The following is a 20,613-nucleotide window of genomic DNA, read 5'->3' on the forward strand; positions in this document are numbered from 1 at the left end:
GTGTAGAGGCGGGCTGCTTTGCAGCCCATCGCGGGTCAAGCCCGCTCCCACAAGGTTCTCCACCGGCCCCTGTAGGAGCGGGCTTGACCCGCGAAAGGGCCCTCAGGACCAGCGCAGTTGCTGCGCCGGTACCGGTCGACCGTACCAGTAGCCCTGGCCCATGTCGCACTGCTGCTCCAGCAGGAAGCGCGCCTGCTCGGCCTCTTCGATGCCCTCGGCCTGGATCTGCATGCCCATGCTGCGCGCCAGGGCGATGATCACCCGCACGATGGCGACGTCATCATCGTCATGGGGCAGGCCCGCCACGAAGCCCTGGTCGATCTTGAGCTTCTGCACCGGCAGGCGCTTGAGCCGCAGCAGCGAGGAGTAACCGGTACCGAAATCGTCGATGGCCAGTTGCAGGCCCAGCTCGCGCAGGCGGTGCAACTGCTCCAGCGCCACCTCGGGGTCTTCCATCACCGCGCTTTCGGTCACCTCGACCTCCAGCCGCGCCGGGTCCAACCCGGTGTCGTGCAGCACCTGGGCCACCAGTTGGTACAGGCTGCGCTTGCCGAACAGGCGGCTGGACACGTTGACCGCGACAAACCTCAGGGCCTTGCCCTCGGCCTGCCACTGCACCATCTGCTGGCAGGCCTGGCGCATCACCCAGGTGTCGATCTCGGCAATCAGCCCGGTGCGTTCGGCAATCGGGATGAACTCGCCCGGCGGCACCAGCCCGCGCTCGGGGTGCTGCCAGCGCACCAGTGCCTCGACGCCGATCATGGCACCGGTGAGCAGGTCGTGCACCGGCTGGTAGTACACCCGCAGCTCCTGCTGCTCCAGGGCCCGGCGCAACTCGCCGGCCGTCTCGACCCGCTGCTGGGCATGGGCGGTCAGCTCCTCGGTGTACAGGGCGTACCCCGAGCGGCCATTGCCCTTGGCCTTGAACAGCGCCGAGTCGGCGTTGCGCAGCAATTGCTCGGCGCTCAGCGCATCGCTGGGGAACAGGCTGATGCCGATGCTGACGCTGGTGAACAGGCGATGGTGGTCGAGCTCGAACGGCTCCTTGAGGCAATCGATGATGCCTTGCGCCAGGGCAGCGGCCTGGCCGACCTGGGCGCAGTTCTCGGACAGCACGGCAAACTCGTCGCCGCCCAGCCGCGCCAGGGTCATGCCAGTGCCCAGCTGGGCCAGCAGGCGTTCGCTCACGGCCTTGAGCAACTGGTCGCCGGTGTTGTGGCCGAGGCTGTCGTTGATGCTCTGGAAGTGGTCCAGGTCCAGCAGCAACAGGGCACAGCCGCGCTTGTTGGCCTGGGCCGCAGCCAGGGTCTGCTTGACCCGGTCGTTGAACAGCAGGCGGTTGGGCAGGTCGGTGAGCGGGTCGTGGTGCACCAGGTGCGCCAGCTCGCGCTCGGTGTGCTTGATCGCGCTGATGTCGCTGAACACCGCCACGTAGTGGGTCAGCTGACCGCTGTCGTCGTGAATGGCGCAGATGGTCTGCCACTGCGGGTAGATCTCGCCGTTCTTGCGCCGGTTCCAGATTTCGCCGCTCCATTCGCCCTTCTCGGCCAGGGTGGCGAATATCTGCTGGTAGAACGCGGTGTCGTGGCGGCCCGACTTGAACTTGCTCGGGCGCTGGCCCAGCACCTCGTCCTTCTGGTAGCCGGTGATCTGCATGAACGCCCGGTTGACGTGCACGATCAGGCCGTCGCGGTCGCTCACCAGCACCCCTTCGAGGGTGCTGTCGAACACCGCCGCGGCCATGCGCAGGCGCTCGCGGTCCTCGCGGCGCAGGCGCGCGCCCACGCCGATGAAATTGAGCAGGCGCCAGCGCGACACGAAGATCAGCGCAGCGCTGCAGCCCATCCACGCGTAGGCGTTGATCAGCTCCCAGCGTGCCAACTGGGCGGGATCATCGAAAAGATTGCTCAGTATTTGATCAGACAGCACCAACCACATGACCGACAGCACCAGATACAGCGCGGACATACGCAGGGCGTCTCGAACGGATACAGACATAGAGTCGCTGGAACCCAGGGCAAAATGATGGCCATTATAGGGGTAGAAATATCCCGTGACCTCCTATCTAAAACGCCGACTGGTTTTATTTAGTAGGGTAGGGATAATACTTTGCGCTGTTTCTTTCGCTTTACGAGGGCCCACCCGCCTATGTGGTACAACGGTTTTCTCGACCTGTCAGCCTGGCAACTGCTGGCCGTCACCCTGCTGATGACCCACGTGACGATCGTCGCGGTCACGGTTTATCTGCACCGCTATTCCGCGCACCGCTCCCTGGAGCTCAATGCCGGGCTCAAGCACTTCTTCCGCTTCTGGCTGTGGCTGACCACGGCGCAGAACACCCGCGAATGGACCGCCATCCACCGCAAGCACCACGCCAAGTGCGAAACCGTCGACGACCCGCACAGCCCGGTCATCAAGGGCCTGTCCACGGTGCTGCGCAAGGGTGCCGAGCTGTACCGCGAAGAGGCGCAGAACCCCGAGACCCTGCGCATCTACGGCAAGAACTGCCCCGAGGACTGGATCGAACGCAACCTGTACTCGCGCTACAAGCTGGGCGGCATCGCGCTGATGGCGCTGATCGACGTGCTGCTGTTCGGCACCATCGGCATCACCATCTGGGCAGTGCAGATGATGTGGATTCCGTTCTGGGCCGCCGGCGTGGTCAACGGCCTGGGCCACGCGGTGGGCTACCGCAACTTCGAATGCCGCGATGCCGCCACCAACCTGGTGCCGTGGGGCATCATCATCGGCGGCGAAGAGCTGCACAACAACCACCACACCTACCCCAACTCGGCCAAGCTTTCGGTCAGGCGCTGGGAGTTCGACATGGGCTGGGCGTGGATCAAGCTGTTCACCTGGCTGCGCCTGGCCAAGGTGCAGCGCGTGGCACCCATCGCGCACCGCGTCGAGGGCAAGGGCCAGCTAGACATGGACACCGCCATGGCGATCCTCAACAACCGCTTCCAGATCATGGCACAGTACCGCAAGCTGGTGATCGCGCCGCTGGTCAAACAGGAGCTGATGCGCGTGGACGACTCGGTGCGCCACCAGTTCCGCCGCGCCAAGCGCCTGCTTTCGCGTGAGCCGAGCCTGCTCGAAGACCGCCACCACCAGCGCATCGAGTCGATGCTGGCGCACAGCCAGGCACTCAAGACCATCTACGAGAAGCGCCTGGCCCTGCAGCAGATCTGGGCACGCACCAGCGCCAACGGCCACGACATGCTGGCCGCGATGAAGGACTGGGTGCACGAGGCCGAGGCCAGCGGTATCCAGTCGCTGCGCGACTTCGCCGCACAGCTCAAGACCTACTCGCTGCGCCCTGCCCTGGCCTGACGCCGTTGATCGGTGCGCCCCGTCCTGGGGCGCGCCTGAGGAACTCTCCCTTCGATTTTCACTCTGACTGGCATATCGCCCGCGTGGCGGGCCGTGTCAGGCCGCACGCCCTTCGCCTTTCGATTCCGCTTTTCGAGACGCTTCGTGCACATGGTCAACAAGAACCCGCCGTCCCCGTCGTTCAGCCCACCGTCGCATCCCGCGCACACCTTGCTGGCCCTGCTGCATGCCCAGGGTGAAGTCGCGCGCCTGAGCGAGCGCGAGCAGCTGTTCAGCTCGCTGCTGGACAGTGTCAACGCGGTGCTTTGGGCCATGGATTGGGAAACCCGGCGCGTGCTGTACGTGAGCCCGGCCTACGAGCGGATTTTCGGGCGCTCGGCCGGTCTGCTGCTGGCCGATCACAACGAGTGGCGCGACAGCATCTACCCCGACGACCTGGAGTACGCCGAACGCAGCCTGGCCGAGGTGCTGGTCAAGGGCGCGGTGGAAGACCGCGAGTACCGCATCATCGCCGCCGACGGGCAGGTGCGCTGGCTCAGCGACAAGTGCTTCATCAACCAGCAGGCCGACAGCGCACAGGGCGTGATCGTGGTCGGCATGGCCGAGGACATCACCGAAAAGAAGCAGCTCGAAGGCGAGTTGCAGCGCCTGGCCACCACCGACGTGCTGACCCAGAGCAGCAACCGCCGGCACTTTTTCGAATGCGCGCACCACACCTTCGAAAAGGCACGCCAGGAGCAGGCGCCGATGGCGTTCCTGCTGCTGGACATCGATGACTTCAAGCAGGTCAACGACACCTACGGGCACCAGACGGGTGATCAGGTGCTGCAACGCATCGCCGACAGCGGCAAGGCGGTGCTGCGCCGTGGCGACCTGTTCGGGCGCATTGGCGGCGAAGAGTTCGCGGCGGTGTTTCCCGGGTGCACGCCGGAGCTGGCGCTGCAGGTGGCGCAGCGTCTGCAGCGCGAGATCCAGCGCCTTAGCTTCAGCCAGGACGAACAAGTGTTCGGGGTGACGGTGAGCCAGGGGCTGACCGGCATCGATGAGGAGGATGAAGTGCTCGACAGCCTGTTCGCACGGGCGGATGCGGCGATGTATCAGGCCAAGCGGCAGGGCAAGAACCAGATTGTCAGGGGCTGAAACGTCCGGCGCCTGAGCCGGCCCCATCGCGGGCCAAGCCCGCTTCCACAGGTTTACCAGGGCCCTGTGGGAGCGGGCTTGACCCGCGATTGCGGTCTCAGGCCTTGCGCAGCAGCTCCAGCTGCGCCAACCCCACCCTCAGCAGGCGCGCCGTCTTGCTCTCGGCCAACTGCTCCAGGCCCTGCTCGGCCGGCAGCCGCGCCAGCTGCCCGGCCAGGTTCAAGATCAGGTTCTCCCGCGAGTACACCCCGCCCCCCAACTGATACACCGAGGCAATCAGTTCGCGCAGCTCCAGCGGCAAGCGCCAGCGGGTACGCAGCGCCGAGCCGTACGCAGCGCCATACTCGTTCAACGACAACTGCACCGCGTCCTCGTCCAGCTCGCCCCCGGCCAGGCTCCACTCCTGCAGGCAGCGCAGCAACGCCAGGTCGCCCAGGCAATGCAGCAAGCCGGCACAGTAGCAACGCTCCTGGTCCAGCTCCATCGACCGCGCCAGGCTGGCGGCATACTCGGCCGTGTGCAGCGACAGGCCCCAGAAATGCTCGGCATGGCGTGACAGCAACGGGTCGCTGAGCCTGGCGCTGCGCTTGAGTGCCAGGCCCATTATCAGGTTCATGCTCTGGGTGGTGCCCAGCTTGTTCAACGCCTGCAGCAGGGTCTGCACCGCACCGTCACGATGCAGCGCCGCGCTGTTGGCCGCAGCGATCAGCACCGCGGTGATCTGCGGGTCGTTGCGGATCTCTTCTTCCAGTGCCTTGAGGTTGAGCCCCTCGGGGTTGAGCGCGTGCTTGATCGCCTGCTTCACATCAGCCAGCAACGGCCCGCCATCGGCGGTGCTGCGGTGGTCTTCGAGAAACCGCGACAAGGTGATGCCCGGGCGCAATGCCGGCACCGGGCAGGCCACCGCCTCGCCGGCACCAAGCAGTTGCTCCTCCAGGCGCTGGCGCAGCAGCTCGGCATTGAGCGGCTTGCTCAGGTACGCCGTGGGCGCCAGCGGCAGCGCCTCGCGCACGCTGGCCACATCGCTGCGGCTGCTGATCAGGATGAACGGCAAGCTGCGGCGCTTGGCGCGCACGCTGCGCAGCAGGTCCAGGCCGTCGATGCCGGGCAGCTCGCGGGCGGCGATGATCAGATCGGGTTGGCTGGCCAGCGCGGACAGCGCCTCGTGGCCATTGGCACAGACGTGCAGGCGGGCATCGCAGCGCACGCTGAGCAGCATGTCCTTGAGCATGTCACGCACCCACGGGTCGCCTTCGGCAATCAGCACACAGGGTGCGGTGGGTGGGTTTGAAACGGTCATCGGGCTTCTCCTGACATCTCGATGCACGCCATCCAGGGCGTCTTCCAAGGTAGCTCCTGTGCAAACCTTAGCGCCCTTGTCGGGCTTTGGGCGAAAAAAAACCCGCCGAGGCGGGTTTTTTCCTATCGCGTCACACTTACGCCAGTTCGGCGAAGCACTCTTCGATGATGGCCAGGCCCTTGTCCAGCTGCTCGTCAGGCGAAGTCAGCGGAACCAGGATGCGCAGCACGTTGCCGTAGGTACCGCACGACAGCAGGATCAGGCCCTTGTCACGCGCCTTGGCCACGACGGCTGCAACGGCAGTCGGGTTAGGGGTGTGGGAACCGGCCTTGTCGAACACCTCGACCGCGATCATCGAGCCCAGGGCACGCACGTCACCGATGATCGGGTGCTTGTCCTGGATCTTGCGCAGGCCAGTGACCAGACGCTCGCCGACTGCCTTGCTGCGGTCCAGCAGTTTTTCTTCTTCGAACACTTCCATCACGGCCAGGGCCGCGGCGCAGGCGATCGGGCTACCGGCGTAGGTGCCGCCCAGGCCGCCTGGAGCGATGGCGTCCATGTACTCGGCCTTGCCGCACACACCGGCCAGCGGGAAGCCGCCAGCGATGGATTTGGCGAAGGTGGTCAGGTCAGGCGCGACGCCCATCTGTTCCATGGCGAAGAAGGTACCGGTACGGCCAGCGCCGGTCTGTACTTCGTCGGCGATCAGCAGGATGCCGTGCTGGTCGCACAGGGCGCGCAGACGCTTCATGAACTCTTTAGGCGCGACGTAGAAACCGCCTTCGCCCTGGACCGGCTCCAGGATGATCGCAGCGATATCCTTGGCTTCGGCGTCGTTCTTGAAGATGCGCTCGATCGAAGCGATCGAGTCGTCGATGCTCACACCGTGCAGTTCGTTCGGGTAGATGGCGCGGAAGATGCCGCCTGGCATCAGGCCCATGCCGGCCGAGTACGGTACGACCTTGCCGGTCAGGCCCAGGGTCATCATGGTGCGACCGTGGTAGGCGCCGGTGAAGGCGATCACGCCGGCACGGCCGGTGGCGGCACGGGCGATCTTGATGGCGTTTTCAACGGCTTCGGAACCGGTGGTGACCAGCAGGGTTTTCTTGGCGAAATCACCCGGGATCAGCGCGTTGATCTTTTCGCACACTTCGACATACGGCTCGTAGGCCAGTACCTGGAAGCAGGTGTGGGTCAGCTTGTGCAGTTGAGCTTCAACGGCAGCGATGATTTTCGGATGCACGTGACCGGTGTTGAGTACCGCGATACCGCCGGCGAAGTCGATGAACTCGCGGCCTTCGACGTCAGTCACGGTGGCGTTCTTGGCCGACTCGGCGAAGATCGGGTGGATCTGGCCGACGCCACGTGGGACGGCGGCTACACGGCGTTGCATCAGGGATTCGTTGGTCTTGCTCATAATGTCCTCATTTCGCCACACGCAGGTGGCGCGATTCGATCGGGGCGGCCGGTATTCGACTGCAGCAGCATGCGTTGATCGACTGCTGCAGGGGCCCAGGCGGCCGGATGTCACGGTGTAAAAAAGGCCAGCGGGACGGCGCTCTCGCGCCCCGCTGGCAGAGGTAAAGCCTTACGCTGCGATCAGACGCTGATGCACAGGTATTTGATTTCGAGGTAGTCCTCGATGCCGTACTTGGAGCCTTCGCGGCCCAGGCCCGAGGCCTTGATACCACCGAACGGCGCGACCTCGTTGGAGATCAGGCCGGTGTTGATGCCGACCATGCCGTATTCCAGGGCTTCGGCGACACGGAACACACGGCTCATGTCACGGGCATAGAAGTACGAGGCCAGGCCGAATTCGGTGTCGTTGGACATGGCGATGACTTCGGCCTCGTCCTTGAAGCGGAACAGCGGAGCCAGTGGGCCGAAGGTTTCTTCCTTGGCCACGGCGGCGCTTTTCGGCACGTCGACGAGGATGGTCGGCTCGAAGAAGTTGCCTTCGATCAGCTTGCCGCCGCTCAGTACCTTGGCGCCCTTGCTCACCGCGTCAGCGATGTGCTCCTGCACCTTGGCCACGGCCTTGCCGTCGATCAGCGGGCCGGTGGTGGTGCCGTCTTCCAGGCCGTTGCCGATCTTGAGCTTGGCGACTGCCGCCTTGAGCTTCTCGGCGAACACGTCGTAGACGCCGTCCTGCACGTAGATACGGTTGGCGCAGACGCAGGTCTGGCCGTTGTTGCGGTACTTGGAGATGATCGCGCCCTCGACGGCCTTGTCCAGGTCGGCGTCGTCGAACACGATGAACGGAGCGTTGCCGCCCAGCTCCAAGGAAACCTTCTTGATGTCCTTGGCGCATTCGGCCATCAGCTGGCGACCGATTTCGGTCGAGCCGGTGAAGGACAGCTTGCGCACGATCGGGTTGCCGGTCAGTTCGCTGCCGATGTCGCCGGCGCTGCCGGTGACCACGCTCAGCACGCCAGCCGGGATGCCGGCACGGGTGGCCAGCTCGACCAGGGCCAGGGCCGAGTACGGGGTCTGCGAAGCGGGCTTGAGCACCATGGTGCAGCCAGCGGCCAGGGCCGGGCCGGCCTTGCGGGTGATCATCGCAGCCGGGAAGTTCCACGGGGTGATTGCCGCGGTAACGCCGATCGGCTGCTTGATCACGATCAGGCGCTTGTCGGGCTGGTGGCCCGGGATGGTGTCGCCATAGACACGCTTGGCTTCTTCGGCGAACCACTCGATGAACGAGGCGGCATAGGCGATTTCGCCCTTGGCTTCGGCCAATGGCTTGCCCTGCTCGGAGGTCATCAGGCGGGCCAGGTCGTCCTGGTGCTCGATCATCAGTTCGAACCAGCGGCGCAGCTTGCCAGCACGCTCCTTGGCGGTCAGTGCGCGCCAGGCCGGCAGAGCCTTGTCGGCGGCCTCGATGGCGCGACGGGTTTCGGCGGCGCCCATTTTAGGCACGGTGCCGAGCACTTCACCGGTGGCCGGGTTGGTCACCTGGATCGTCTGACCGTTGTCCGCGTCCAGCCACTCTCCGTTGACGAAGGCTTGCTGGCGGAACAACTGGGCGTCTTTGAGCTGCATGTCGGGCTTCCTTAACTGCACCGTGCGAACACAGGGCGAATTATTGATTTGTAGAAAAAGGAGAGCGTTTGAAATCTCAAACGAATCCTAGGATCAACGGGAACAAAGGACAATAGGGTGTTCGAAAAAAAGAACAAAAAGCCTAGCAGACCCTGAAATTTCAGATCAACGTCACTTTTGCGCCAGCGAGTGTTCGGAATCGAATACAACATTACTGGCGATGGACGCCAAGGGTGCAGATGGGTATCATGGCGCCCGCGTTGCACTCGTAGCTCAGCTGGATAGAGTACTGCCCTCCGAAGGCAGGGGTCGTGGGTTCGAATCCCGCCGAGTGCGCCATCTACGACAAAAGGCCCAGGTGAAAACCCGGGCCTTTTTTCATGGGCGCGCAAAAGGGGCAGGCCGGGCTCAGACCGTGCGCTCGCCCTCTATCAGCTGCCCCTGGCTGTTGCCATGCAATGCCGAGTACCTGGCCAACTGCCCCAGCCGCCGATCCAGCTCCTGCAGCAGGCGGTTGCGCCGGGTGGTCACTTCGTTGCCGTTGAACAGCCCGGGCTCGACGGTATACAGGTTGAATATCTGGTTGATCGCGGCCGGCCCGGCGATCACATGGTTTTCCTGCGAGCTGTGGTTGTACAGCGCCACCATCTGCCCGGTCTGGGTGTCGGCAGGGCGGGCGAACAGCATGCTCACTGTCTGCCCGGTGCGGATGCGCACGGCACTGTCGGCGAACTGGAAACACGCTTCCCTGCCATCGCGCAGCTTCACCCAGAACTCATGCTCCTGGATGTTGTGGCTGCTCACGTGCATCGACGACGAACTGCCGCCGATGGAGCCGTAGCCGTCGATCATGTAGCCGCCGCCGGAATGGTGCGAGTGGCTGACGCTGAGGTGGGTCTGGTTGCGCTTCTGGGTGTCGAGAATCTCGCCGGTGACCACGAAGAAATGCAACTGCCGATCGTAGTGGTTGAACGGCTCGTCGATGAAATTGGGGTCGTCGGGCGACAGGCTGATGTCATACATGGTGCGCACCATTTCCTCGCACGCGGCCTTGTCGTGCCTGGCGCGCTCCTTGAGCTCGGCGCGGCGCACCTTGGCGTCGTCGATGGCCTTGAGCGCCTGGGCCTTGAGGATCGGGGTTTTCTCCTGGGCGTAGGCAGCGGCCTTTTCGCTGGCCTCCTTGAGCACCGGCGCGGCCTTCTGCCCGGCCTCCACGGCCAGTTCCCTGGCCTTGGTCAGCGCCTGGGCCGCCTTGGCGGCAAGCTCGGGGTTGGCGTCGACGGCTTTCTTTTTCAGGTCATCCCAGAGACTCATTCTCTATCCTCTCAACGCTTGATCGATCAACCGCACAGGTGCGGGGCGCTGGAGAGTCTACAGGCAGTGCCGGAGGTTTTGGCAGGCGGTGCGGGCCTGTTCGCCGTCGATGCCGGCTCTGCTGATACCTGTCAACCGGCCACCAGCAGCCGGTCCTGCAGCACCACGCTCATGCCCCCCAGCCGCCACAGCTCGAAATAACGCGCAAAATCCACCTCCAGCGCCAGCAGCGGCGCCGCGATGTACCACGCCAGGTAATAGTCAGCGGCAATCCCGTACAACGCTTCGAGCAGCGCGTACATCGGCAGTTGGCTGTCACGCACGTCCTCGATGACCGTGTCGGCGAAATGCTCGAACACCCAGGCATTCGGCGCATCGCTCTGCAACGCCTTCAACGCCACCTCGCGGCTTACCACCTCGACCACAGGCTGCCAGTGGGCCTGCTCCGGCCACGGCCCCTGGGTGGACAGGCAGTACCGTGCCTGTTCGTTCCACCAGGCCAGCGCCGCGGCCTTGAGCCGGCCTTCATCGCAGCCGCGCTGCGGCAACAGGTACAGGCTGCTGTCCAGCGAACCTGCCGCCAGCACCTGCTGCGCCCGCGCCTGCAAGGCATCGGCCTGGGCAAAGCCGGCAAAGATCTGCGCCAGCTCCGCGTCGCTGCCATGCTCCTTGAACAAGCCGAGAAAATGCGAGCTGTCGAGCACGACGCGACCTTCGCGGCACGCTATCCAGTCATCGAGCAGGGTCATGCGCTCAGCGACCGAACTGGCGAAGAATCGTCAGGTGCACATCCAGCTGCAGCTTGCGCAGGTTGCCCAGCACCGCCTTGCCGCCCATCACCAGCGCGGGCTCGAAGCCGTACAGCTCCTGCTCGCCCAGCGGGCCCAGGGCCTGCAGCGCACGCTCGAACAGGAACTCGCCATCGGCGTCCTCCATGTCGAAGTCCTCGCGCTCGACCATCGACAGGAACGACTGCAGCTCCAGGTCCGGGTTGCTGCAGGGCACGTTCTTTTCGCTGCTCATGGCGTACACGCGGTTGTACGCACACAGCACGATCAGCTTGCGGCCATAGGTCTCGCCCCATGCATAGAGGTCGCCAAAGGCCGTGCGGCCGATCACATGGTAGGTGTCCAGCTTCTCGAACTCGGTGCCTTGCAGCCACATGTCCAGCAGGTGCTGGTAGTCGTGCGGGTTGACCAGCCAGAACAGGCCGTCGGCATAGCTGCCCCACCCCTGCTCCTGCCAGTACTCCAGCAGTTTGTCCGGCAGGCGGCCACGGTACTGCGCGATGCTTTCGGCCGGCACGGGCCGCTGATGGGCAGGTTCGCCCATGGCCTCGATAAACATCTCGAGAAATGCGTCCTTCATCACTGACTGGCTCCCCTGGCTAGCTCTAACCTGATGTTCAATTTGGCACTGCCGTTGCCCGCCTCCACCGCCTTGCGCACGGTCTCGTCCAACAGCGGCAGCCGGCTCGACCAGCTGGCGCCGATCGACGAGTTGACGTTCGAATTGCCCATTCTAACAGGGTCGGGTTTTACCCACCCGCCAGCCACCATGTCGGGCTCGTGCAGTGCGGCCAGGTTCGACTTGATTTCCTTGGCCCGTGCCTTGGCCATCTGCGCCGCAACCTTGGGGTCGACACCGTTGTTGACCAGGCCCTTCTGGATGTTCTCCGCCACGCTGCGCTCGAATTCGCGGCCGAACTTGCGCTGCAGCGCCACCGCGTCGGGGTTGCGCCCGGTGCTGTCGAACGCCTCGCGGGCGAACTTGAACTCGTCGGCGGTCATGTTGTTGATGGCGTCCTGCTGGGCCTGCAACTGCTTGTTGTATTCCTTGAGGTACGCCTGCTGCTCGGTGGGCGTCATCTCCTTGTAGCGCGGGTTGTCATAGGGGTTGAACTGCTTCACGGGCAGTTCGTCCAGGCGCTCGACGGTGGCCACGGTGCCCGCACCCGCCGCCGGCTTGCCGGCAGGGGGCAGCTCGACCTTGGCCACCGGCGCTTCCTTGACCAGCACTTCGGCCTTGGCGGCCATTTTTTCCAGACCCGCCCGGCCCATCTTGATGCCGGTCTTGGCCAGCGTCACGCCGGCCTTGGCCGCGCCGCCCACGCCGGTGGCAATGCTGCCGGCCTGCCACACGATCTCGCCCAGGTCACGCCCCAGTTGCATGGCGTGCTCGTCACCGCCCACCTCCAGCGCCAGGGTCACGCGGTCGATCTTGGCGTTGAGTTCATCCACCACATCGGCGCCCAGCTTGTCGCGCGCCTCCTGGTTGGAAATCAGTTCCTTGATGCCCTTGAGGCCATCGATAGGGTGCGCGATGAACTGCGCCAGCCCCTCGATATCGTTGATGCCGGCCTCGACCAGGCCACGCCCCACGCCAACCTGGGTCAGCAGGTCCTGCTTCTTGCTGATGAAGCCCCACTTGGCAATGACCTTGAGCTCGTCCGCCAGGCCCTCGGCTTCCTTGAGCTCCTTCTTGGCCTGCACCAGTTGCTGGGTGGCCAGCCAGTTGTTGTCGGTGGCGGCGCCAGCGGCGGTGTTGGCGGTGGCGGCATCCAGGCCGGTGCTGGCGGCCAGCCCGGTGACCAGGCTGGTGATCAGGTTGCGCTTGGCTTCACGTTGCGCCTCGGACTCGTTGGGGCTGGCTTCGGAGAACAACCCGGTGAGCACGCTCGATGCCGCCGCCCCGGCCGCACCGCTGCCACAACTCTGGCTGCTGGCCGCCGCGCCCGCGCAGGCGAGGATGCCGTGCAGCGCCGCGTGTACCGGCGAGCCTTCGATAAGGCTGCCGTTGGCCACCAGCTCGCCGATATAGCCCGCGCCCTGCTGCTGCACGTAGTTGACCACCAGGCCCTGCATGAACGCCGTGTTGCCGGCGCTGATGTTGCCGCTGGCCGCGCCCACCAGCGCGGTGGTGATCTGCCGGTAGGTGCCGCCGGCGCCCCAGTTTTCGGCAATGCCGTCGGCCTGATGGCGCAGGTCACTGGCCGCCAGCAGCAAGGCAGTACGCTCGCCGTCGCCCAGTTCCGGGTTGGCGGCCTTGGCTTCGGCCTCCTTGGCCTGGTTACGCTTGGCGTCGACTTCCTTGGCCTTGTTGTTGAGCAGGGTGCCCGCCTCGTTGGCGAACGCGCCGACGATCTCGAACCCGGCGCGAATCTGCTCCTCGTTGAAGATCGGCTTCAGCGCATTGCTGCCATCGCGGTCGCTGGACACGTCGCGGTTGAGGCTGGCTATGGCCTCGTCCACGCTCTTGCCGGTGCGTTTGTGCTGCTCGGCCGCATCGGTGATGACGATACTGCCACCACTGATACCGCTGCGGGTCACGCTGCTGGCGCTATCGCTGGCACTGATGGCGATCGGCATGCTCACACCGATGTCGTTCTCGTTTTTCGCAAGGTCGGTGCCAGGGGTTTGCGTGGCGCCGCTGGTGGCGTTGCCCTGCTGGTCCTTGCCGACCTCGCGGTAACCGCCGCCTAGGCTCAGGCTGCTGCCCTTGTACTCGGCCTCGTTCTTGATGTCGCGGCTGGTCAGGCTGGCGGTGACCAGGCGGTTGCTGCCGTCCTGCACGGCCTTGTCGCTGCTGGCGATCACTGCGCCCACCAGGTCGGTGTTGCCGGCCACGTAGATATCGAAGCCGCCGTCGCCGGCCTTGATCCCCGACTGCTCGGTGACGCTGGCGTACCTGGAGTCGATGTCGGTGGCGCCGAAGCTGCCGCTGGCACCACTGACCGAGCTCATGCCATAGCAGAACGGCGGAATGCACAGGCTGATACCCACGCCCAGGCTCTTCTCGTCCACGGTGTAGGTGCTGGTGTCCTGCAGGCTCTCGATGTTGAGGTTGCCGCCCACGTCCATCACCACCTGCTTGCCGCTGACCACCGCGCCCTTGAGGTTGGTGTCGCCGCCCGAAACCATGACCAGCTGGTTGCCGGCATCGATATGGGTGTTGGTATGGGTGAGGTCCTCGCCATCGGCTTCGCCGCGATTGCCCGACACCCCGAGGTCGAGGGTGAAGCCGTTGCGCGTGCCGCCCAGCGACAGGCCGATACCGACGCTGGCACTGCTGCCGGTGCTGTCGGTCTGCTGGGTGCTGGTGTTGGTGGCGGCCAGCAGGTTGATGTCGCCGTCGGCCAGCAGGCTGGCATTGTTGCCGGCCTTGATCTGGCTGCCGCGCACGGTGAGGGTGCTGTCCTCGTCGGCGCCGGTGGCGATCAGGCGCACGTCGTTGCCGGCGACGATGGTCGAGCCGGCAGCGGTATCGCTGTGCTGCTCGGTGGTGCTCTGGTTCTTCTTGGTGCCCAGCGACAGGCTCAGGTTGATCCCGCCCGCCGAACCCGGATCGGTGGCCACCGCGGTGGCCGCGTTGTTGGCCGCCAGTGCCGCGGTGGCCGCGGCCAGCGCCTTCATGCGCCCGTCTTCGGTCTTGTCCGAGGCCTGCTTCATCTGCTGGGTGGTCTGGATGGCGCTGATCACCGGGTTGGTCAGGGTCAGCGACACGCCGGTCTGCTTGAACAGGGTCTGGCGCTCACGCTCGCTGGTGTTGCGCGCCTCGACGATGGCGATCTTCTCGGCACGGATATCCACGTCGCCCTTGGGCGCCATGACCTGGCTGCCGACCTGGCGATAGCTTTTGCCGGCCTCGATCAGCACGTCGCCTTCGGTGGAGCCGACGGTGCTGGCCACCGCGGTGGTGCTGGTGGTCATGTCCTTGACCCGCTGCTCCTGGGTGCCGACGGTCACGGCGATGCCACCACCGCTGAACAGGCCGCTGGTCTTCTCGGTCTTGTCGTGGCGCTCGCTGCGGCTGTCGCTGGCCGCCGCGATGTTGACGTCGTTGCCTGCCACCAGGATGGTCTGCTGGCTGGACACCACGTTGGCGCCCTGCAGGTTGATGTCGCGCCCGCCCTGCACGTAGGTGTGCTCGCCGCTTAGGGTCGAGCCCTGGGCGGTGGTTTCGCTGAGCGTGTCACGGGTGGTTCTGGTGGTCTTGGAGAACATGCCGTTGCCGCCAGTGACCTTGTGCGCCTCGTCGGCGAACTGGTAGTTCTGCCCGGCCATCAGGTTCACGTCGCGGCCGGCGTCGGCCATCACCATGCCCTGCTCGCTGCTGGCCTGGCTGGCGCGCAGGTTGATGTCCTGACCGGCCTTGAGGCTGACGTCGCCGGTGCCCTGCACATTGCTGCCCACCTCGGTCCGGCTGGCGTCCTTGCGCCAGTTGCTGCTGTTCCAGGTGATCGACTGCTGGTGCGACTCGGTGACAGTGGTCAGGTTCAGGTTGTTGCCGGCCACCAGTTGCGTGCTGCCGTTGGCACCGGCGTTGACCACCTGGGCACCGGCCAGGTTGATGTCGTTGCCGGCCGAGGCCGTGAGCGTGCCGCCGGCGCCGCTGACGAACAGCCCGGCCACCCGCGACAGGTTGCTGCGCGTGCCCTGCTCGCTGCTGCTGTCATGGGTGCTGGAGATGACATTGAGGTCGTTGCCGGCGCTGATCGCCAGGCTGTCCACGGCGCCGATCAGGCCGCCGAGGTTGTCGAGGTTCTCGCGTGCCTGCACCGACACCTTGTCGGCCTGGATACGCCCGCCGAGGTTCTCCACGTTCTGCGCGGTCAGCGCCAGGATGCTGCGTCCGCCGAGGCTGCCGCTGTTGCTCAGGGTGTCGTTCACGTCGAGCTTGAGCTGCTGGCCGGCCATCAACGCACCCGCGCCGTTGAGGTCGCCCTGCTGCACCCGCACGTACACCTGCGGCACCAGCACCCTGCGGGTTTCGCCGCCGGCCACGGTCACCTGTTTTTCCACCAGCCACACGATGTCGCTGGTCAGCTGGGCCATCTGCTCGGCGCTCAGCGCCACACCCGGCACCAGTTGCCAGGTGTTGGCCACGGTAACCGCGTTGTCGAGCAGCGCGCGGTACTGTTCCTCGTCGTTGGCATAGCCGTCGATGAAGCGCCGGCCAGTGAGCTGGGCGACCTGTTCGCGAATCAGCTTCTGTTCGTAGAAGCCGTCGCCCAGGCGTTGCAGGGTTTGCCCCGGGTCCAGGTGCAGCTGTTGCAGCATGTAGTCGGACGACAGCCAGTTGCGGTAGCCGGCAAAGCGCGGGTCGGTCTCCACCAGATAATTGCGCACCGCCTGCGGGTTGCTGTCGAACAGGCTGTTGCTCGGCAGGGTCAGCACCGGGCCGCCGGTGCGGATCTGCTCGCCGACGCCTTCGGCATCGAGCCCGGCCTGCGCCGCCACCTCGATGATCGGCGCCACCTGGTAGGCATTGGCGGCGGCGCTGTCCACCGCGCCGGCGCCGGCGGCCTGCTGGTCGCTCAGCTGGCTGGCATGGCCGCCGAGCTGGGTGCCGCTGCCGGTGATGGCGGCCAGCTCCTGCCATACGGTGGGCTGCAGCGAGATTTCCTGGATCAGCGGCGCGGGCACATAACCGGCCACGCGGGCGCCCTGGCGGTCGCGGCCCTTGCGCTGGATACGGTAGAAGTTGGTCACCGTGCCGCTGTCGGTGGTGACCTGCTGGCCCTTGAACTCGGTGTTCACCAGGCTGCCGATGGCGCCCTGCAGCAGGCCGCCGGCGATGATCCGGCTCTTGTCGTTGAGCACTTCGCCGGCGTTGATGACCAGGTTGCCGCCGGCCAGGATCTGCCCCGGCGCCGAGGTGGCGATCTGGGTTTCGCGCACCACGCGGGTCACGTCGTAGCGGTTCCAGTTGTCCTTCTGGCCCTCGGGGGTGATCAGGTACTGCACTTCGTTGTGGCGGAACGTGACCTGGTCGGCCTGGTAGCGGTTGGGCGAGCCGGCCAGCTGGAATTCCTGGAAGCTCTGGCGGCTGATTTCCACGTCGCGGGTGCTGAAGTGGTTGTTGAGGTTGCGCAGGGTCTGCACGTCCAGCGCCATGTGCCCCAGCGACTCGATGGTGGCACTGGCGTTGGTCAGCAGCGCGGCGCGGCCGCTGGCGTGGTCGGCGTCATCCAGCGTGGCGCCGATGGCCATGTCGCCGGCACTGAAGATCAGCGCCGCTTCGCTGTTGTCGATCTGCGTGGCGCCGATGTCCAGGCGCGCACGGGCGGCGATGGCACCGGAGCGGTCGCCCTCGTTGGCGTTGACCAGGGTGCCGGCAGCGATGCCCAGCTGGTCGCCGTAGATGCGACCGGTGCCCAGGTTGTACAGCACGCCGGTTTGCAGGCGTACCTTCTGGCCGTCGATCAGGCCACGGTTGGTCAGGCTCTGGTGGGCAGTGATGCGCACCTGGTCGGCACTGATTTCACCCTCGGCGCGGTTGTCCAGGGTACTGGCGTCGAGCAGCATGGAGCGGCCGGCCAGCAGCTTGCCGCTGTTGTTCAGCGCACCGCCGGTCTGCACGTCGAGGGTGCCGTTGGCCTGCAGCAGGCCACTGAGCTCAAGGCCTGCGAGCAGGCGCAGGGTCAGGTCGCCCAGGCTCACGGCCTGACCGTTGCCACTGTAGTAGGCGGCGTTCAGGCTCAGCGACTGGCCGGCCAGCAGGCGCCCGTCGAGGTTGCTGATGCTCTGGCGGCGCGCAGCGGGGTCACGGTCGGTAATGTTCAGGTGCTGGCTGGAGCTGATCAGCCCGCCCGCGTTGTCCAGCAGTTGGCTGACGCCGATGTCCAGCGTGGTGTCGGCGCGAATCACACCGGCCTGGTTGCCCAGCACGTCGGACTCAAGGCGCAGGGCGTGCCCTTGCAGGCCCTGGTTGTCGGCCTGGGTGGCGTTGTTGGCGAGGGTGCCGGTCGACACATGCAGCAAACCGGCGGAGCGGATCAGGCCGCCCTGGTTGTCCACCCGTTCGGCCGAGGCCACGTCGATGGCGCCCAGCGCCTGGATCTGCCCGGCCTGGTTGTTCAGCCGCAGGCCCTGCACCTGCACACTGTCGGCGCCGACGATGCGCCCGCCGGCGTTGGTCACGTCGGCGGCCAGCAGTTGCATCGCGCCCTTGGCCGAGACGTAACCGCCGGCGTTGCTCAGGTGCGCGCTGTGAATCTCCAGCGCACCCTGGCTGATGATGCCCTTGCCGCTGCCATCGTCGAGGTTGACCAGTGCCTGTTCGCCGGTATCGATGTACAGCCTGCCCTGGGACTGGATCAGCCCGCCGGCGTTTTCCAGGCGCCCGCTGCGCAGGTCCAGGGTGCTGCGCGCATCCAGGGTGCCCTGGGCGTTCTGCAGCAGTTGGCCATTGCTGTTCAGGTTGAGTGCCAGGCCGCTGATCACGCCGCCACTGTTGTCGATACCCTGAGCGTTCACCACGATGTCGCCCGCCGCTTCCAGGCGCCCGCCCACGTTGCCCAGCTGGCTGTCGCGGGCAGTCAGCAGCAGGGCGCCCTGTACCGAGCCGACCGTACCGCCGCTGTTGTTCAGGTGCGCCGCAGTCAGCGTCATCTGGCGGATCGCGGCGAAGGTGCCGGCGGTGTTGAACAGCTCGCCAGCGCCCGCAAACAGTGTGCCGCCGGCGCTCACGGTGCCGCTGCGGTTGTCCAGCGTGCCGGCGTTGAACACGCCGTTGCCGCTGGCCGCAAGGGTGCCGCCGGTGTTGTCGAGCAGGCCCTGGGTGGTGACCGCAAGGCTGCCGCCCTGGGTGGCCAGGACCTTGCCGCCGCGGTTGGACAGGGTGTCGGCCTCGATCGATACGTCCTTGCCCTGAGCCACGCCGGCGTCGAGCTGAACCTGGCCGGCCTTGAGCTGCAGGGTGCCGGTGCTGACCAGCGTGCCCTGCGCGCTGTCGAGCGTCGTGGCAGACAACTGCAGGGTGCCGGCGCCGGCATGCTCGACGCGGCCCTGGGTGTTGACCACGGTGGCGGCGCTGAGCGTGGCATGGGTCGCGTTGCTGGCGATGCGGCCACTGCGGTTGTCGAGGGTGCCGTCGACCTTGATCGAGGTGCTGCCCTTGCCGCTCTGGGTCAGCTCGCCGCCCACGTTCGACAGCTCGCCGGCGCGTACTTGCAGGTTGCCCGCCACCACCTTGGCGGCGTCGCTGCGCAGGGTCTGGCGGGCGGTGGCACTGAGGGTCTTGCTGGCATCGACGCTGGCGTTGGCGAGGTTGATGTCGCCGCCGGTGAGGGTGATGTTGCCGGCCACGTTACGGCTGGCGCTCAGGTCGACGTCGCCTGCACTGACCTGCAGGTCGCCGCCGGCCAGGTGTTCGCCGTGGGCCTGCACGCGCTGCGCGGTGAGGGTCAGGTTGCCGGCCTTGCCCAGCTTGCCGCTCTCGTCCAGCCCGGCAGCCAGTGCCGAGCCCTTGCTGCTGGTGATGGTCGACTGCGCGCCGGTCGCCTTGAGTTCGACATTGGCCTGGCTGGCCAGGGTGCCGCTGTTGTTCAGGTCGCCGGCGCTGCTCAGCTGCAGGTCGCCCTTGGCATAGACCGTGCCGCTGTTGTCGACACCGCCCTTGGCGGCGACGCGGGTGGCGCCGGCACTGCTGAGGGTGCCGCTATTGAGCAGCTTGCCGTCGGCGCTGATCACCACTTCGCCGGCGCCGGCACCGATCGTGCCGGCGTTGCGCACGCCCACACCGCCCTCGGTGCCCACCAGCATGATCTTGCCGGCGTACATGCCGCCGAGCTTGGCCACGTCGATGGCGACTGCGGGGGCCTCCTCGTCGCTGCCTGCCAGCCGGGTTGCGCGGGTGTTATCGGCGTTGACCTGGTTGCGCCCGGCGGTGACTTTCAGGTCCTTGGCCCAGATGCCGGCGTTGACCTGCACGCTCTGCGCGATCAGGTCGGTGTAGTCGGCGTCGGCGCTGTCCAGGCCCTTGCCCTGGATGCTGAGGGTACCGCCCTTGACCTGGTAGCCGGTGATGCGGCCGTTCTCAAGCTGCGCCTGGCCGGTGGTCAGGGTGGCACGGTTGGCGTTGATGAAGCCGCAGCCGTCGCAGGTGACGCCGGCCGGGTTGGCGATCACCACCTGGGCGCGTTGACCGGCCACCTCCACATAGCCGCGCAACTGGCTGGGGTTGCTGGCGTTGACCTCGTTGAGGATCACCCGCGCACTGCCCTTGCTCAGGTTGCCGTTGCCCTGGATCCAGCCACCCAGCTGGGTCTGGCTGGCCTTGACGCCGTTGTTGAGGATGACCCCGCGCTTGTCCACGTCGAACTGGCTGTAGGTATTGCGCGACACGCCGGCGGCGCTGGGGGCGGTGATGTTCACCTGCGGCGTGCCGTTGGCACTCTGGCCCACGTTCGGGCGCTGGGCTGCTGGCGCACGTCCATCGGCAACCACCCCGGCGGCCCAGGAAGGTGCAGCGTCCAGCGCCACCAGGCCGAGGGCGAGCATCATTGCGAAACGCAGGCGGCCCAGTTCGGCCAGTGTGCCGGCCGAGCCGGCCACGGGCCCGGTGGTGGTGCCCGGCGCCTTGCCCTGGCTGGCGACGTTCTCGGCGACCACCATCAGCAGCCCGCGAGCCTTGTTGAAAACGATACGGTAGAGATGCTTGTTCATTGCAATTCCATTTGCGGTGCCAGACCGCCAGAAGTC

Annotated in this window: 10 protein-coding genes and 1 tRNA gene; 3 read left to right on the forward strand and 8 right to left on the reverse strand. The window is 66.0% G+C overall.

From position 1 onward, the window contains the following. Positions 1–102: 102 nt before the first annotated feature. Positions 103–1,998 (reverse strand): phosphodiesterase DibA, encoded by a 1,896-nt coding sequence (gene dibA / locus JZZ72_RS18780; RefSeq protein WP_043861302.1) that lies wholly within the window; start codon positions 1,996–1,998, stop codon positions 103–105. Positions 1,999–2,148: 150 nt separating this feature from the next. Here dibA and desA point away from each other — a divergent pair, with 150 nt between their 5' ends. Both desA and JZZ72_RS18790 read left to right on the forward strand, forming a co-directional pair. Continuing rightward, a complete protein-coding gene (gene desA / locus JZZ72_RS18785; RefSeq protein ID WP_043861303.1) occupies positions 2,149–3,333 on the forward strand; it encodes a delta-9 fatty acid desaturase DesA in 1,185 nt (394 codons plus the stop codon). 150 nt (positions 3,334–3,483) lie between these two features. Beyond that, positions 3,484–4,473 (forward strand): sensor domain-containing diguanylate cyclase, encoded by a 990-nt coding sequence (locus tag JZZ72_RS18790; RefSeq protein ID WP_058541701.1) that lies wholly within the window; start codon positions 3,484–3,486, stop codon positions 4,471–4,473. A gap of 97 nt (positions 4,474–4,570) precedes the next feature. Here the strand turns inward: JZZ72_RS18790 and JZZ72_RS18795 are convergent, their stop codons facing one another. From JZZ72_RS18795 to gabD, 3 genes are all read right to left on the reverse strand, one after another. Continuing rightward, positions 4,571–5,773: a response regulator gene (locus JZZ72_RS18795; protein WP_043861305.1), complete on the reverse strand. Its 1,203-nt coding sequence runs from the start codon at positions 5,771–5,773 to the stop codon at positions 4,571–4,573. A gap of 136 nt (positions 5,774–5,909) precedes the next feature. Then, entirely contained in the window at positions 5,910–7,190 is a 1,281-nt protein-coding gene (gene gabT / locus JZZ72_RS18800; protein WP_054915891.1) for a 4-aminobutyrate--2-oxoglutarate transaminase, read from the reverse strand. Positions 7,191–7,372: 182 nt separating this feature from the next. Then, positions 7,373–8,815: an NADP-dependent succinate-semialdehyde dehydrogenase gene (gene gabD, locus JZZ72_RS18805; protein ID WP_043861307.1), complete on the reverse strand. Its 1,443-nt coding sequence runs from the start codon at positions 8,813–8,815 to the stop codon at positions 7,373–7,375. Positions 8,816–9,077: 262 nt separating this feature from the next. Here gabD and JZZ72_RS18810 point away from each other — a divergent pair. Then, positions 9,078–9,154, forward strand: a tRNA-Arg gene (locus JZZ72_RS18810). 69 nt (positions 9,155–9,223) lie between these two features. Here the strand turns inward: JZZ72_RS18810 and JZZ72_RS18815 are convergent. The 4 genes from JZZ72_RS18815 to JZZ72_RS18830 form a co-directional block, all read right to left on the reverse strand. Next, the gene (locus JZZ72_RS18815; protein WP_210014890.1) at positions 9,224–10,129 is read right to left on the reverse strand and encodes a hypothetical protein; all 906 of its coding nucleotides are present in this window, start codon (positions 10,127–10,129) and stop codon (positions 9,224–9,226) included. A 131-nt stretch (positions 10,130–10,260) separates the two neighbouring features. Then, the gene (locus JZZ72_RS18820; RefSeq protein WP_043861309.1) at positions 10,261–10,878 is read right to left on the reverse strand and encodes a hypothetical protein; all 618 of its coding nucleotides are present in this window, start codon (positions 10,876–10,878) and stop codon (positions 10,261–10,263) included. A gap of 4 nt (positions 10,879–10,882) precedes the next feature. After that, a complete protein-coding gene (locus JZZ72_RS18825) occupies positions 10,883–11,497 on the reverse strand; it encodes a GAD-like domain-containing protein (RefSeq protein ID WP_043861310.1) in 615 nt (204 codons plus the stop codon). Continuing rightward, positions 11,497–20,577 (reverse strand): hemagglutinin repeat-containing protein, encoded by a 9,081-nt coding sequence (locus JZZ72_RS18830; protein WP_210014891.1) that lies wholly within the window; start codon positions 20,575–20,577, stop codon positions 11,497–11,499. Before JZZ72_RS18830 ends, JZZ72_RS18825 begins: the two co-directional genes overlap by 1 nt. Positions 20,578–20,613 lie beyond the last annotated feature (36 nt).

Source organism: Pseudomonas palmensis (assembly GCF_017848315.1).
Lineage (GTDB): Bacteria > Pseudomonadota > Gammaproteobacteria > Pseudomonadales > Pseudomonadaceae > Aquipseudomonas > Aquipseudomonas palmensis.

What these genes read in the sequence shown, in the direction of transcription:
- JZZ72_RS18795 (WP_043861305.1), bottom strand. Translation starts at nt 5,773, where the DNA reads ATGACCGTTTCAAACCCACCCACCGCACCCTGTGTGCTGATTGCCGAA.
- dibA (WP_043861302.1), bottom strand. Translation starts at nt 1,998, where the DNA reads ATGTCTGTATCCGTTCGAGACGCCCTGCGTATGTCCGCGCTGTATCTG.
- desA (WP_043861303.1), top strand. Translation starts at nt 2,149, where the DNA reads ATGTGGTACAACGGTTTTCTCGACCTGTCAGCCTGGCAACTGCTGGCC.
- gabD (WP_043861307.1), bottom strand. Translation starts at nt 8,815, where the DNA reads ATGCAGCTCAAAGACGCCCAGTTGTTCCGCCAGCAAGCCTTCGTCAAC.
- gabT (WP_054915891.1), bottom strand. Translation starts at nt 7,190, where the DNA reads ATGAGCAAGACCAACGAATCCCTGATGCAACGCCGTGTAGCCGCCGTC.
- JZZ72_RS18790 (WP_058541701.1), top strand. Translation starts at nt 3,484, where the DNA reads ATGGTCAACAAGAACCCGCCGTCCCCGTCGTTCAGCCCACCGTCGCAT.
- JZZ72_RS18820 (WP_043861309.1), bottom strand. Translation starts at nt 10,878, where the DNA reads ATGACCCTGCTCGATGACTGGATAGCGTGCCGCGAAGGTCGCGTCGTG.
- JZZ72_RS18825 (WP_043861310.1), bottom strand. Translation starts at nt 11,497, where the DNA reads ATGAAGGACGCATTTCTCGAGATGTTTATCGAGGCCATGGGCGAACCT.
- JZZ72_RS18830 (WP_210014891.1), bottom strand. Translation starts at nt 20,577, where the DNA reads ATGAACAAGCATCTCTACCGTATCGTTTTCAACAAGGCTCGCGGGCTG.
- JZZ72_RS18815 (WP_210014890.1), bottom strand. Translation starts at nt 10,129, where the DNA reads ATGAGTCTCTGGGATGACCTGAAAAAGAAAGCCGTCGACGCCAACCCC.